General features: G+C 72.3%; 13 protein-coding genes and 2 pseudogenes. 5 read left to right on the top strand and 10 right to left on the bottom strand.

Annotated elements, in window-relative coordinates; translation table 11 throughout:
• Positions 1–28 precede the first annotated feature (28 nt).
• From ACZ45T_RS27410 to ACZ45T_RS27390, 5 genes are read right to left on the bottom strand one after another with little or no spacing between them, the layout of a single operon-like run.
• Entirely contained in the window at positions 29–901 is an 873-nt protein-coding gene (locus ACZ45T_RS27410) for a glycosyltransferase family 2 protein (protein ID WP_468445813.1), read from the bottom strand.
• Positions 902–909: 8 nt separating this feature from the next.
• A complete protein-coding gene (locus ACZ45T_RS27405; RefSeq protein WP_468445768.1) occupies positions 910–1,689 on the bottom strand; it encodes a CDP-alcohol phosphatidyltransferase family protein in 780 nt (259 codons plus the stop codon).
• Positions 1,667–2,728, bottom strand: a complete 1,062-nt coding sequence (locus tag ACZ45T_RS27400) for an iron-containing alcohol dehydrogenase family protein (RefSeq protein WP_468445766.1) — start codon at positions 2,726–2,728, stop codon at positions 1,667–1,669. The genes ACZ45T_RS27405 and ACZ45T_RS27400 overlap by 23 nt, the downstream gene beginning before the upstream one ends.
• Entirely contained in the window at positions 2,716–3,468 is a 753-nt protein-coding gene (locus ACZ45T_RS27395) for a phosphocholine cytidylyltransferase family protein (protein ID WP_468445764.1), read from the bottom strand. Before ACZ45T_RS27395 ends, ACZ45T_RS27400 begins: the two co-directional genes overlap by 13 nt.
• Positions 3,465–5,087: a DUF5941 domain-containing protein gene (locus ACZ45T_RS27390; protein WP_468445762.1), complete on the bottom strand. Its 1,623-nt coding sequence runs from the start codon at positions 5,085–5,087 to the stop codon at positions 3,465–3,467. Before ACZ45T_RS27390 ends, ACZ45T_RS27395 begins: the two co-directional genes overlap by 4 nt.
• On the opposite strand from ACZ45T_RS27390, the gene ACZ45T_RS27385 reads away from it, so the two are divergent.
• The 3 genes and pseudogenes from ACZ45T_RS27385 (at position 5,082) to idi (ending at position 7,328) form a co-directional block, all read left to right on the top strand.
• Complete coding sequence (locus ACZ45T_RS27385; protein ID WP_468445760.1) at positions 5,082–5,225, top strand: hypothetical protein; 144 nt, start codon at positions 5,082–5,084, stop codon at positions 5,223–5,225. The two genes, ACZ45T_RS27390 and ACZ45T_RS27385, sit on opposite strands and share 6 nt — an antisense overlap.
• A gap of 415 nt (positions 5,226–5,640) precedes the next feature.
• A pseudogene (locus ACZ45T_RS27380) lies at positions 5,641–6,459 on the top strand (SAM-dependent methyltransferase); the annotation flags it as partial.
• A 269-nt stretch (positions 6,460–6,728) separates the two neighbouring features.
• Entirely contained in the window at positions 6,729–7,328 is a 600-nt protein-coding gene (idi, locus tag ACZ45T_RS27375; RefSeq protein WP_468445758.1) for an isopentenyl-diphosphate Delta-isomerase, read from the top strand.
• A 39-nt stretch (positions 7,329–7,367) separates the two neighbouring features.
• Here idi and ACZ45T_RS27370 read toward each other — a convergent pair whose 3' ends face one another.
• Complete coding sequence (locus tag ACZ45T_RS27370; protein WP_468445811.1) at positions 7,368–7,871, bottom strand: ATP-binding protein; 504 nt, start codon at positions 7,869–7,871, stop codon at positions 7,368–7,370.
• A 130-nt stretch (positions 7,872–8,001) separates the two neighbouring features.
• Positions 8,002–8,403 (bottom strand): annotated as a pseudogene (locus ACZ45T_RS27365) (HdeD family acid-resistance protein); the annotation flags it as partial.
• Between the two features lie 78 nt (positions 8,404–8,481).
• Here ACZ45T_RS27365 and ACZ45T_RS27360 point away from each other — a divergent pair.
• Complete coding sequence (locus ACZ45T_RS27360) at positions 8,482–9,222, top strand: enoyl-CoA hydratase/isomerase family protein (RefSeq protein WP_468445809.1); 741 nt, start codon at positions 8,482–8,484, stop codon at positions 9,220–9,222.
• Between the two features lies 1 nt (position 9,223).
• On the opposite strand, the gene ACZ45T_RS27355 is transcribed toward ACZ45T_RS27360, so the two are convergent.
• Positions 9,224–9,853, bottom strand: coding sequence for a DJ-1/PfpI family protein (locus tag ACZ45T_RS27355; protein ID WP_468445757.1), 630 nt, complete (start codon positions 9,851–9,853; stop codon positions 9,224–9,226).
• Between the two features lie 287 nt (positions 9,854–10,140).
• Positions 10,141–11,109, bottom strand: coding sequence for a GlxA family transcriptional regulator (locus ACZ45T_RS27350; protein WP_468445807.1), 969 nt, complete (start codon positions 11,107–11,109; stop codon positions 10,141–10,143).
• A 108-nt stretch (positions 11,110–11,217) separates the two neighbouring features.
• Here ACZ45T_RS27350 and ACZ45T_RS27345 point away from each other — a divergent pair, with 108 nt between their 5' ends.
• Complete coding sequence (locus tag ACZ45T_RS27345) at positions 11,218–12,855, top strand: ABC-F family ATP-binding cassette domain-containing protein (protein ID WP_468445755.1); 1,638 nt, start codon at positions 11,218–11,220, stop codon at positions 12,853–12,855.
• 92 nt (positions 12,856–12,947) lie between these two features.
• Here the strand turns inward: ACZ45T_RS27345 and ACZ45T_RS27340 are convergent, their stop codons facing one another.
• The gene (locus ACZ45T_RS27340) at positions 12,948–13,727 is read right to left on the bottom strand and encodes an SDR family NAD(P)-dependent oxidoreductase (RefSeq protein ID WP_468445752.1); all 780 of its coding nucleotides are present in this window, start codon (positions 13,725–13,727) and stop codon (positions 12,948–12,950) included.
• Positions 13,728–13,731 lie beyond the last annotated feature (4 nt).

Raw genomic sequence — 13,731 nt, 5'->3', positions numbered from 1 at the left:
TCGCGCCATGTTCCCAGACGCGGGCTCGTCAGATGACAGGTGGTCGGCCCAGCCGGGTCAACCGCCAGACCGTACGCCACCTCATGGGGCGGCGGGGTCCGCAGGGAGAGGTCCACCCTTCCCGGAAACCGCCGAACCAGGCCTTGAGCGCGGGGACCGAGGGCCTGCGCAGGAGCGTCAGCAGGAGCCAGACGCCCAGGTAGACCGGGACCAGCGGAGCGGGCAGGTTGCGGCGGGCGAGCCACACCCGGTTACGAGCCACCATACGGTGGTAGACGGCGTGCCGGGAGGGGGCAGTCGTCGGGTGCAGCAGCACCATGTCCGCCCGGTAGTCGATCAGCCACCCGGCGTCGAGCGCCCGCCAGGCCAGATCGGTCTCCTCGTGCGCGTAGAAGAACTCCCCCGGCAGGGCTCCGACCTGCTCGAACACCTTCGTACGGACGGCGTTGGCGCCGCCCAGGAAGGTGGTCACCCGGGAGGAGCGCATCGGGTCCGAGGCGCGCAGCCGCGGCACGTGCCGGCGCTGGGTGACGCCGGTCTCAGGGTCGGCGATCCGGAAGCTGACGATGCCGAGCTCCGGGTCCTCGGCGAAGGCCTGCCGGCACAGCTCGGCGGTATCGGTGCGCTCCAGCAGCCCGTCGTCGTCCAGGAAGAGGAGCGCGTCCACGTCACGGCCGCCGGGGCCGAAGGCCTCGATGCCGACGTTGCGCCCGCCGGGGATGCCCAGGTTCTCGGGGAGGTCGATCGTACGGACGCCCTCGGGCAGGCCGGTGACCCGCACGCCTTGGCCCACGACGACGACCTCGACGGGGTCGCCGTCCTGGCGGGCCACCGAGTCGAGGAGCGCCTTGAGCTCGTCGGGGCGGTTGCCCATGGTGATGATCACGGCGCCCAGCCGCATCGGGGCCGTCACTTGAGCCTGCTGGAGGCCAGGATCGACACCAGGTGCAGCACGCTCTGGAGCAGCGCGATGCCCGCGAGGACGGCGACGCCGATCCGGGAGTAGAACAGGTCGCCGCGGACCTGGTCCGCGATGGCCAGCACCAGAATGAGCAGGGACGCCTCGATGCCGAGGACGAGGCGGTGGAACTTCAGCGCGGCGGCGGCCCGGCGGGCGAGCGCCATGCCGGAGGAGCGCGGCTCGGCCGCCGCGTCCTTGACCACCGGCTTGCCGGCCTGGTGGCGGGCGACACCGACCAGGTCGGTCTCGGCCTTGATCAGGATCGCGCCGAGCGCCGCGAGGGTGCCCAGGAAGGCCCACAGCCAGTCGATCCGGCCGGTGCCCCACAGGTCGGCGGCGCGCAGGCCGAAGCCGACCAGCACGGCCGCGTCGCACAGGTACGCGCCGACCCGGTCCAGGTACACGCCGGAGAGCGAGAACTGCTTCTTCCAGCGGGCGACCTCGCCGTCGACGCAGTCGAGCAGCAGGTAGAGCTGGACCGCCACGACGCCGAGGACGGCACCCCAGACGCCCGGCACCAGCAGGGCCGGGAGGGCGAGGACACCGGCGAGGGTCATCACGTAGGTCAGCTGGTTGGGCGTGACCTTGGTGGTGACCAGGAGGCGGGTGATGCGCAGGGAGATCTCGCGCATGTAGAGGCGCCCGCCCCAGTGCTCGCCGCTGACCCGGTCCTTGACGCCCGCCGGGTGAACGACGGGCCGGAGTTCAGCTACGGATGGTCTTGGCATAGTCGGAGTAAGCGTCCCTGATCTCGGCTGCGGACAGGTTGAGGTGCTCCAGGATCGTGAAACGTCCCGGGCGGGTCTGGGGGGCGTACTCGACGGCCGCGACGAACTCGTCGACGCTGAAGCCGATCTCCTCGGGCACCACCGGCAGGCCGTGCCGGCGCAGCACCTCGGTGAAGAGCCCGGCCTGCTGGGCGGCCCCGCGCAGGTGCATCGCGAAGGCCGCGCCGATGCCGACCTGCTCGCCGTGGAGCGCGGAGCGCCCCGGGTAGAGCAGGTCGAAGGCGTGGCTGATCTCGTGGCAGGCGCCGGACGACGGGCGGGTGTCCCCGCTGATCGACATGGCGATCCCGGAGAGGACCAGTGCCTCGGAGAGCACGGTGAGGAACTCGTCGTCGCCGCAGCCGCCGGGGTGGCGCAGCACGGACTCGCCGGCGGTACGAGCCATGGCGGCGGCCAGGCCGTCGACGGGCTCGTCGGTGACCTTGTGGGAGAGCTCCCAGTCGGCGATCGCCGAGATGTTGGAGATCGCGTCGCCGATGCCGGCGCGGATGAACCGTACCGGGGCGTCCTTGATCACATCGAGGTCGATCACCATGGCGATCGGGGTGGGGACGCCGTAGGAACCGCGGCCGTTGTCGTTGTCCAGGATGGACACCGGCGAGCAGATGCCGTCGTGCGAGAGGTTGGTGGCGACGGCCACCATGGGCAGCCCGACCCGCGCCGCGGCGTACTTCGCCACGTCGATGATCTTGCCGCCGCCCAGGCCCACGACGGCGTCGTAGCGGCGGCCCTTTATGTCGTCGGCCAGCTTGACCGCGGAGTCGATGGTGCCGTCGACGACCGCGTACCAGTCGGCGTGCGGGAGTACGGGCTCCAGCTTGGCGCGCAGCGCCACGCCGGAGCCCCCGCTGATCGCGATGGCCAGCTTGCCGGAGGCGGAGATCCGCTGGTCGGCCAGGAGGCCGGCCAGATCGTCCATCGCCCCGCGACTGATGTCGACGACGACGGGCGAGGGGATGAGCCTCGTCAGTACTGGCATGCGATCGTCCGGCCCTTGGCGAGGTCGTCGTGGTTGTCGATCTCGACCCACTTGACGTCGCCGATGGGGGCCACGTCGATCGTGAAGCCGTCGTTCACGAGCTGCTGGTAGCCGTCCTCGTAGTAGAGGTCGGGGTCGCGCTCGAAGGTGGTCTTCAGCGCCTCGGCCAGCTGCTCGGCGGCCTCGGGCTCGATGAGGGTGACACCGATGTACTCGCCGGTCGCGGTGGCCGGGTCCATCAGCTTGGTGATCTTCTGGACACCCTTCCCGTCGGCCGTGATGACCTTCATCTCCTCGTCGGCCAGGTGCTTGACCGTGTCGAGGGCGAGGATGATCTTCTGGCCGTTGCCGCGGGCGGCGAGCAGGGTGCGCTCGACGGAGACCGGGTGGACGGTGTCGCCGTTGGCGAGGATCACGCCCTGCTTGAGGACGTCACGCGCACACCACAGGGAGTAGGCGTTGTTCCACTCCTCGGCCTTGTCGTTGTCGATCAGCGTGATCTTGACGCCGTACTTGGCCTCCAGGGCCTCGCGGCGCTCGTAGACGGCTTCCTTGCGGTAGCCGACGACGATGGCGACCTCGGTCAGGCCGACCTCGGCGAAGTTGCCCAGGGTCAGGTCGAGAACCGTGAGGCTCTCCTCGTCACCCTCGGGACCGACGGGCACGAGGGCCTTGGGCAGGGTGTCGGTGTAGGGACGCAGGCGGCGTCCGGCACCGGCAGCGAGTACAAGGCCGATCATGCTGGTTCTCCTTCGTCATGTACGGCGGGTGCCCCGGAGGAGACCCAGAAGCGGATGCTCTCCACGAGCACCACCAGTGCCACGAACACGGCCAGGACCGTGAGCGCGACGGGGAAGTCCGTTTCGTGCCCCACGAGGACGGTGGCGAGGACCGTGGTCAGCAGGACCCGGCCTTCGTGGCCGCCGATCGTCCGCACCAGCCAGTGCGGGGGCGCGCCGGTGCCGCCGCGAATGCGGTACACCGTGTCGTAGTGATGGTAGGCGACCGCCGCGATCAGGCCGAATGCCGCCGGAAGGGCTCCGGGGACGTCCGCCTTGACGGCGAGGATCAGCACGGTGGTGTACTCGGCGGCCCGGAACAGCGGCGGGATCAGCCAGTCGAGGGGGCCCTTGAGGGGGCGGGCGACGGCTTCTCCCGCGAGGAGGACGTAGACCACGGCGGTCCCGATGAGCCAGGGCGAGCCGAAGTCCCGGGTCACGGCCGCGCCGACCATCAGCACGGAGCTGATCAGGGCCATGAGCCACGACCCGGCGCTCGGCCGACGCTCGCCGGACAGCCTGGCCACCGCCTCGGCCAGCGGCCCGGAGTCGGTGAGGTCCGCGAGGGCCTGGGCGGCCCGGTCCGTGCGCTTCGCCTTGCGGGTCAGGGAGCGCAGCACCCGGCCGGCGGTGGTGTAGAGCGCGCCGAAGGCGCAGCCGACGAGCAGGGCGTAGAAGACGATCCGGGGGGTGGTGACGGCGGTCAGCACCGCGATCATGGCCCAGCGCTCACCGATCGGCAGGATGATCATCCGGCGGACCCAGACCGTCCAGCCGACGTTGTCGAGCTTGGCGGAGAGGGCGGCCGTGGGGCTCCCGGAAGGAGATGTACCAGCGGCGGCGGCGTCGTGGTTGGCCTCGTTGAAGGAGAAGTCCACGACGTGCCGGCAGGTCATGAGGACCATGGCACCGACGGCCAGGGCCCATACGTCGTCGCCGTTCCTGGCGGCCCCGAGCGCGAGGCCCGCGTAGAAGGAGTACTCCTTCGCGCGGTCGAAGGTCGCGTCGAGCCAGGCGCCCATCGTCGAGTACTGGAGCGAGTAGCGGGCGAGCTGCCCGTCGGTGCAGTCCAGGACGAAGGAGACGAGGAGCAGCACACCGGCCGCCACGTAGCCCCAGCGCTCGCCGGTGGCGGCGCAGCCGGCCGCGATCAGCGCGGTGATCAGCGAGGCGGTGGTGACCTGGTTCGGAGTCAGGCCGCGGCGGGCGCACCAGCGGGCGATGTAGCGCGAGTACGGGCTGATGAAGAAGGTGGTGAAGAACCCGTCGCGGGACTTCACGGCGGTCCGCAGGCGTACGGCCTCGTCGTCGACGGCGGCGACGGCGGCGGTCGCCGCGTCCCGGTCCGCCGCGGAGGCGGGGACGGTGGCGACGAGCGTGCCCAGCTCGGGGCGCTGGACGGCGGTCCCGGAAGCCTCGACCGCGGTGGCGAGCCGGTCGGCGTACGGGCCGGAGCCGTCGGACTCGGTGGCGACGGCCCGGTCGAGGGCCGCGCGGGCGCCCGGCTGGACGGCGAAGGCGCCGGTGACGGTGCAGGCGTCGAAGCGCGGGTCGGTCAGCGCGAGGCGCAGTGCGTGCACGTGCCCGACGAAGCCGCTGTCCACGACGGCCACCCGCTGGTCGGCGGGTACGCCGGCCAGCGCGGCCGCGGCGTCCTGCCGGCCGGTGGCGGGGCGGACGTCGAAGCCGAGGGAGCGCAGCTCGTCCGCGAGGGGTGATCCGGGGACCGGCAGGCCGGTGAGGATGACGGTCGGCAGACGAACTCACTCCTTGTAACGGATGCGAACGGGCGCCTGAGGGGGCGGCGGCACGTCGGCAGAGGCTATCGGATGAATGGAAGCAGGGGTTCATCACCCGTTTACGCCCCGATAAGCCGAAAATTCCCGGCCCGGGCCCAGGCGCGATCATCATCGATGATCACGGCGCGATACCACAAACGGCCTGGATGTTACGGTGGACACGCCCCCGAAGGTGTCGAGCGGAAAGAGGTGGGTTGATGACCGTCGCAGTGGTCGCGGCCATGCGCAGCGAACTCCGGTGCATCCCCCATTCCTTCCGGGCACCCGGCCGGGCCTGATCATCCGCTGAGCTGATTCGGCCTCGTCGGCCGGAGCCCCCGTTCAAGGGTTCACTTTGACCGACACCGCTTCCCACAGCTTCTGGCAGGCTTTCTTCACCCTGCACCACGGCCTGCCCCGGCAGGCCCCCGGCTCCGACGCGAGCACCCGCCACCTGTTGTCCTTGTGCGGCCCGCTGCCCGAGCGGCCGCGCGTCCTCGACCTGGGCTGCGGTCCGGGCCGCAGCGCGCTGCTGCTCGCCGCCGAGGCGGGCGGGCCGGGCTCGGACGGCGCCGAGGTGACCGCCGTCGACCTGCACGGCCCCTTCCTCGACGAGCTCCGTACGGCCGCGGCGGCCCGCGGGCTCGCCGACCGCGTCCGCGCCGTCGAGGCGGACATGGGCGCGCTTGCGCACGAGGCCGCCGACGGCTCGGCCGCGTCCGAGGCGTCCGCCGGTTCCGCCGATTTCACCGACGGCTCCTTCGACCTCGTGTGGGCGGAGGGCTCCGCCTACATCCTCGGCTTCGACACCGCGCTCGCGCGGTGGAAGCGGCTGCTCGCCCCCGGCGGCACGCTCGTGCTGACCGAGTGCGAGTGGACCGTCGAGGAACCCTCGGCCGGTGCGCGCGCCTTCTGGGACCCGCAGTGCCCGCTGCGATCCACCGCCGACAACCTCGCGGCCGCCCGGGCCGCCGGCTACCGGGTGCTCGGCGTGCACCACCTGCCCGACTCCGACTGGGCCGAGTACTACGACCCGCTCGCCGAGCGGGTCCGTATCCGTCCCGAGGCCGACGGCCCCGCGATGGCCCGGGCCGTGGATGCCGTCCGCGAGGAGCTCGACGTACGGGTCCGCCACGGGCACGAGTACGGATACACCGGCTATGTCCTGCGCCCGGACACCCTCTAGTGCTGTGGCCGGAAAGGTTTGCCGGGTCGCGGCGTCCGGTGCGGTGCATCGCAAGGCGGAGGGCCGCGGCTCGTACTGGAGGTACCGGCGCGGTCCGACAACGCGGCGAGGTGCCGTGCCGGGGGCCGTGACACGGTGAACCTCTCCGGTCACAGCACTAGCACGGACGGGGAGCGGACATGCGCGGATCTCCGAAGTGGGGACAAGCCTCCTTTGTACGGCAGACTGAAGGCCGAAGTCCGAAGCGAAGGATGGGTATGCCGACCACACCAGCCACCGCCGCGAACAGCGCGTCCAACGGCACCGGTACTCAAGAACCGATCATGCTCGAACTGGTCGACGAGTCCGGCAACACCATCGGCACGGCGGAGAAGCTCTCCGCCCATCAGGCGCCCGGTCAGTTGCACCGGGCGTTCTCGGTGTTCCTCTTCGACGAGCAGGGCCGCATGCTGCTCCAGCAGCGGGCCCTCGGGAAGTACCACTCCCCCGGCGTCTGGTCGAACACCTGTTGCGGTCACCCCTACCCCGGGGAGTCGCCGTTCGCGGCCGCGGCCCGGCGCACCCACGAGGAGCTGGGGCTGTCGCCCTCGCTGCTCGCGCAGGCGGGGACGGTGCGCTACAACCACCCCGACCCCGCGTCGGGTCTGGTGGAGCAGGAGTTCAATCACCTGTTCGTGGGACTCGCGCAGGCGGCGGTGCGGCCGGATCCGGAGGAGGTCGAGGACACCGCCTTCGTCACGGCCGAGGAGTTGGCGAAGCGGCATGCCGAAGTGCCGTTCTCGGCCTGGTTCATGACCGTACTGGACGCGGCCCGGCCCGCGATCCGCGAGCTGACCGGCGAGGAAGCGGGCTGGTAGCCGTCCCCCGGCCTCCGTCCGGGGGATCCCCGGACGGAGTCAGCTCACGGGGGTCGGCGCGGTCGGGGTGGCGAGCGGCAGGGCCGCCCAGATGACCTTGCCGCCGGTCGAGGTGTGCTCGACGTCGCAGACCCCGCCGGCCTCCAGCGTGATCTCCCGTACCAGGAGCAGACCCCGGCCGCCGGTCTGGCCGAAGTCGGCCTCCAGCGCCTTGGGTCGGTACGGGTGGTTGTCCTCGACGGCCACCCGTACCCACTCCCGGCCGATCGCGACCTCGACCGCCACCTCCGGCGACAGCAGGGCGGCGTGCCGGACCGAGTTCGTCACCAGTTCGGAGACGATCAGGAGCAGCGAGTACACGAGGTCCTGATGGGCCGGCACCCCCTGGCGCCCGAGCAGGTCGCGAACCGCACGGCGGGCCTGGGGAACGGATTCTTCCACGGCGGGAGCGGTGAACCTCCACACTCCCTCGTACGCGAGGGGGTCGGCCGGAGCCTCCGGCTCCCCCTCCCTGGCTGGCGGGACGCTCCCGCTGACATCCATCTTCCGTCCCCCGTCTTCACGCTCGATCGTCTCCACGCGTCAAGAGTGGTGAACGGGCCGGTTCGGACCGGACCGCTGACCAGAAGTCAGCGTCAATCGGACACTTTCTGACCACTGGCGTATGACAGAGTCAGTTGTTCGACTGTTCCTGATCTTCTGCCGGACGCTTCTCGGCCGCCTCGCGCGCCCCGTCCGCGGCGCCCGCCTCCGTCGGCGCCCCGTCTTCCCTGACCAACCCCAGGATGCGCCGGGCCCCCATGCCCAGGGCCACCAGGCTCAGGCCGTCGAACAGGAGGGCGAGGGAGAAGAAGGTTCCGATCACGTACAGACTGTTGCCGGGCCAGTTGGAGAGGATCAGGACGCCCAGCAGGACCCCGAAGGCGCCCTGGACGAGCGCGAGCCCGAAGTTGGCGCCGCGCACCACCAGGGCTCCGGCCAGCCGGAACACCCCGCCGGTGAGGAAGAGCAGTGCGGCGAACATGGTCAGCGCCTCCGCGCTCGCCTCGGGGCGGCGCAGGATCACGAAACCCGCCCTCCTCGCACCCCCGGACGGACTCCCTTGATCATAGGTTTGCCGGCCCGGGATAGCATCCGGCGCATGGACGCAGCCCTGGACGGAACCCTCCTGCACACGGTCGCCGACGGGGTGGCCACCGTCGTCATCTCGCACCCCGCCAAGCGCAACGCCATGACCGCCCCGATGTGGCGAGCGCTCCCGGAGCTGCTGGCGAGCCTGGCGGACGACCCGGCCGTACGGGTGCTCGTGCTCACCGGGGCCGGAGCGACCTTCTGCGCGGGCGCGGACATCTCCTCACTGACCGGGGACGAGGACCTGCGGGCCCTGGCCGTGACGGCGGAGGACGCCCTGGCCGCCTTCCCGAAGCCGACGCTGGCGGCGGTCCGCGGATTCTGCGTGGGCGGCGGCAGCCAGCTGGCGGCGGCCTGTGACCTGCGGTTCGCGGAGGAGGGGGCCTCGTTCGGGGTGACCCCGGCAAAGCTGGGCATCGTCTACCCGGCCTCCTCCACCCGGAGGTTGGCGGCGCTGGTGGGCCCCGCATGGGCCAAGTACCTGCTCTTCTCTGCGGAGTTGATCGGCGCGGACCAGGCGCTGCGCGCCGGGTTCCTGAACGAGTTGCTGCCGACGGGCCAACTGGACAAGCGCGTGGCCGAGTTCACCCGGGTGCTGGCCTCGCGCTCGCAGCTGACGCAGGCGGCGGCCAAGGAGTTCACGGACGGTCGGACGGACCGGGACGGGTACTGGGAGGAGCAGGCAGCCGGAAGCGACGACACCGCGGAGGGTGTCGCCGCGTTCCTGGAGCGCCGGGCCCCCGCCTTCACGTGGACTCCGTGAGCTACCTCAGGGGGCTGTTCGCGCGCAGCCGGGCGACGAGCCCGGCCGGAGCCTTGTCGGGGGAACCGGCGTCGTAGGGCGGCTGCGGGTCGTACTCGGTCATCAGCTGCACGGCCTGGGCGTACTCGTCGCCGGCGATCTTGCCGAGCAGGGTGAGCCCCATGTCGATGCCGGCGGACACCCCGGCGGCGGTGACGTACTTTCCGTCGAACACGACCCGCTCGCCGGTGGGCGCGGCCCCGAACTTCGACAGCCGGTCGAGGAACAGCCAGTGGCTGGTGGCCCGCCGCCCGTCGAGCAGCCCGGCGGCGGCGAGCAGCATTGAGCCGGTGCACACCGAGGTGGTCCAGGTGGTCGTGGCGTCGACCGTGCGCAGCCACTCCATCACGGCGGGGTTCTCCATCTCCACCTCGGGGTGCGGCGCACCGGGCACGATGACGATGTCGGGCCGGGTCACCTCGCCGAGCCCCTTGTCGGCGACGAGCGCGAGCGCCCCGTTGTCGGTCCGCACGGGCCCGGGCCGCTCGGAGACGAACACGACCTCGGCGCCGTCCAGCCGGCCGAGGGTGTCGAAGGGGCCGATGGCGTCGAGGGCGGTGAAGCGGTCGTAGAGCAGTACGGCGATCTGCATGGCTCCTCCGGAGCGGTAGACGATCACGAAACCGGCCCATACCGGGACGGTAGCTCTGAATCTGGGCCGGAGCCCGGGGTCTGGGGCGAAGCCCGGCGGGTGGGCGAAGCCCGGGGTCTGGGCGAAGCCCCAGGGAGTGGGCAAAGCCCGGCGGGTGGAAGCCCGGGGGTTCCGGGCGAAGCCCGGGGGTCTGGGGCGGAGCCCCGGGGGTTCCGGGCAAAGCCCGGGGGTCTGGGGCGGAGCCCCGGGGGTTCCGGGCAAAGCCCGGGGGTCTGGGGCGGGATTGTTCAGTGGGTTGCGGGTGGGCCGAAGCGGCGGCGGTATTCGGCCGGGGATTGGCCCAAGGTCTTCAGGAAGGCGCGGCGCAGGGCCTCCGGCGTGCCGTAGCCGCAGGCCCGGGAGATCTGTGCGACCCCCTCCCCGCTCTCCTCCAGCAGGCGGCGGGCGTGTTCCACCCGGACCCGTTCCACGTACCGCCCCGGCGTCACCCCCGTCTCCGCCTGGAAGGCACGGGCGAAGTGCCGCGGCGAGAGCCGGGCGCGGGCCGCGAGGGTCTCGACGCTCAGGTCCCCGCCCGGGTGCTCGGTGATCCAGTGCTGCACCTCCCGCAGCGGCTCCCGCTGCGCCGTCTGGGCCGCCAGCTGCGCGCTGAACTGCGCCTGGTTGCCCGGTCTGCGCAGGAACACCACCAGATGCCGGGCGATCGCCAGTGCGATGTCCCGCCCGTGGTCCTCCTCCACCAGCGCGAGCGCGAGGTCGATCCCCGCCGTGACCCCGGCCGAGGTGGCCACGGGCCCGTCCCGTACGTAGATCGGGTCCGGCTCCACCAGGACGGCCGGGTAGTCCCGCGCCATTTGCTCGCACGCGTACCAGTGCGTCGTCGCGCGCCGCCCGTCCAGCAGCCCCGCCTCGGCCAGCAGCAGCCCGCCCGTGCACACGGACACCAGCCGCTCCGCCCCACCCCCGTAGGCGCGGAGCCACTCGGTGAGCCGCGGCTCGAAGTCGGCCCTGTACCGGCCCCCGGGCACCAGCAGCGTGGTCCCGGCCCCCGGCCGGGCGCTCTCCAGGTCCCCGTCCGGCACCAGCGTCAGCCCGCTGCTCGTGCGCACGGGCGCGCCGCCCGGCGACACCGTCCGGATCGCGTAGCCCGCCCGCCCCGGAAAGTGCCCGGTCGCGGCAAACACCTCCACCGGCCCGGTCACGTCAAGGCTCTGCACCCCGTCGTAGAGCACGACGAGCACGTTTCGCGGCGACAACGACATGGCCTCATGGTGGTCCGCCGGGCGCGATGGCTGCAATGACGTGCTTCCCACCTATCCGGCCACGACGGGGCGTCCGGCCCCGGCCGATAGGATCGGCACATCATGACTGCAACCCTCGTCGCCAAGAAGCTCACCGCCGCGCACGGTGAGCGCACGCTCTTCGCCGATCTCGACCTCGTCGTCGCCCCCGGCGACGTCATCGGCCTCGTCGGCGTGAACGGCGCCGGGAAGTCCACGCTGCTGCGCCTGCTCGCCGGCCTGGACACCCCCGAGACCGGGGAGCTGCGGCTCTCCCCGCCCACCGCCGCCGTCGGCCACCTCCCGCAGGAGCCGGAGCGCCGGCCCTCGGAGTCGGTACGGGACTTCCTGGCCCGCCGTACGGGCGTGGCCACCGCCCAGGCGGAGCTCGACGCGGCCACGCAGGGCCTGGTGGACGGGACGCCGGGCGCGGACGACGCGTACGCGACCGCGCTGGACCGGTGGCTGGACCTCGGCGGCGCGGACCTCGACGAGCGGGCCGAGGAGGTCGCCGCCGAGCTCGGCCTCACCGTGGGTCTGGACCTGCCCATGACGGCGCTCTCCGGCGGCCAGGCGGCCCGCGCGGGCCTCGCCTCGCTGCTCCTCTCCCGTTACGACGTCTTCCTGCTCGACGAGCCCACCAACGACCTGGACCTGGAGGGTCTGGAACGGCTGGAGCGGTTCGTCAAGGGGCTGCGCGCGGGCACGGTCGTGATCAGCCACGACCGCGAGTTCCTGACGCGGACCGTCACCAAGGTCCTCGAACTCGACCTGGCGCAGCAGCAGATCAACCTCTACGGCGGCGGGTACGAGTCCTACCTGGAGGAGCGGGAGCGGGCCCGCAGCCACGCCCGCGAGGAGTTCGACGAGTACGCGGGCAAGAAGTCCGCGCTCGAAGGCCGGGCGCAGATGCAGCGCAACTGGATGGACAAGGGCGTGCGCAACGCCCGCCGCAAGGCGAGCGACAACGACAAGATCGGCAAGAACCTGCGCGGCGAGTCCAGCGAGAAGCAGGCCGCGAAGGCCCGCCAGACGCAGCGGGCGATCGAGCGCCTGGAGGTCGTCGACGAGCCGCGCAAGGAGTGGGAGCTGCGCATGGAGATCGCGGCCGCCCCGCGCTCCGGCTCGGTGGTGGCCACCCTGCGCGAGGCGGCCGTCCGGCGCGGGGACTTCGATTTCGGCCCGGCCAGCCTGCAGATCGACTGGGCGGACCGGGTGGCGATCACCGGGGCCAACGGCGCCGGCAAGTCCACCCTCCTCGCCGTACTGCTGGGCCGGCTGACCCCGGACTCCGGCTCCGCCACCCTCGGCTCCGGCGTCCTGGTCGGCGAGGTGGACCAGGCCCGCGGCCTGTTCCTGGGCGACGAGCCGCTGCTGGAGGCCTTCTGTGCGGCGGTCCCGGAGACCGAGCCGGCCGAAGTGCGCACCCTGCTGGCGAAGTTCGGCCTGAAGGCGGCCCACGTGACGCGCCCGGCCGCCACCCTCTCCCCGGGCGAGCGCACCCGCGCCGCCCTGGCCCTGCTCCAGGGCCGCGGGGTGAACCTGCTGGTCCTGGACGAGCCGACCAACCACCTGGACCTCCCGGCGATCGAGCAGCTGGAGGCCGCCCTCGACGCCTACGAGGGCACCCTCCTGCTGGTCACCCACGACCGCCGCATGCTGGACGCCGTCCACGTGACCCGCCGCCTGGAGGTCTCGGGCGGCAAGGTCATCGAGCTGTAGCGGCGGCCTCGCGGGCTTGCCGCCTGGAGGTCTCGGGCGGCAAGGTCATCGAGCTGTAGCGGCGGCCTCGCGGGCTCGGTCCACGGGCGGGATCACGCGTCCAGGTCGGCCGGGGGCCGCCGCTTGCGGGCCATCTTGCGGGCCACGAAGCCGCGCGGGAGGTGGCGGGCCGCCAGGGCGTACGCGCGGTAGCGGCGGCCCGTGATGCTGACCGGGCGGCGCAGGGCGAGGTCCTTCAGGGCCTGGGCGACCACGGCCTCCGGTTCCAGCCAGACCGCGTCGCGCAGCGCGCTGACGTCCATGCCGGCGCGCTCCTGGAACTCGGTGCGGGTGAATCCGGGGACCACCGCCAGTACCCGGACCCCGTACGGCTCCATGTCCACCCGGAGCGACTCGCTGAACGCGGTGATCCAGGCCTTGGCGGCCCCGTACGTCCCGGTCGGCAGGAGCCCGGCCACCGAGGACACGTTGAGCACCGCGCCCCGGCGGCGTTCGCGCAGCCCGGGCAGCGCGGCGTGGGTGAGCCGGAGCGGGACCTTGACCAGCAGGTCGAGCATCCGCTCCTCGTCCTCGACCGGGCTGTACGGGAAGGGCGCGGGCAGCCCGAAGCCCGCGTTGTTGACCAGGATGTCCACGGGCCGGGCCCGGTCGGCGAGCCGCTCGGCGACCGCCGCGCAGTCCCCGGCGTCGAGCAGGTCGGCGGGCAGCACCTCGGAGTCGGTGCCGTACTCCCGGGCCAGAGCGTCGGCGACGGCGTCCAGGCGGTCCTTGTCGCGGGCGACGAGGACCAGGTCGCAGCCCTTGGCCGCGAAGCCCCGTGCGAAGGCGGCGCCCAGTCCGGCGCTGGCCCCTGTGATCAGTACGGTCGTCAAGACG

Source organism: Streptomyces sp. NPDC030995, from assembly GCF_055571215.1.
This window is presented reverse-complemented; position numbering and strand designations above follow the sequence as displayed.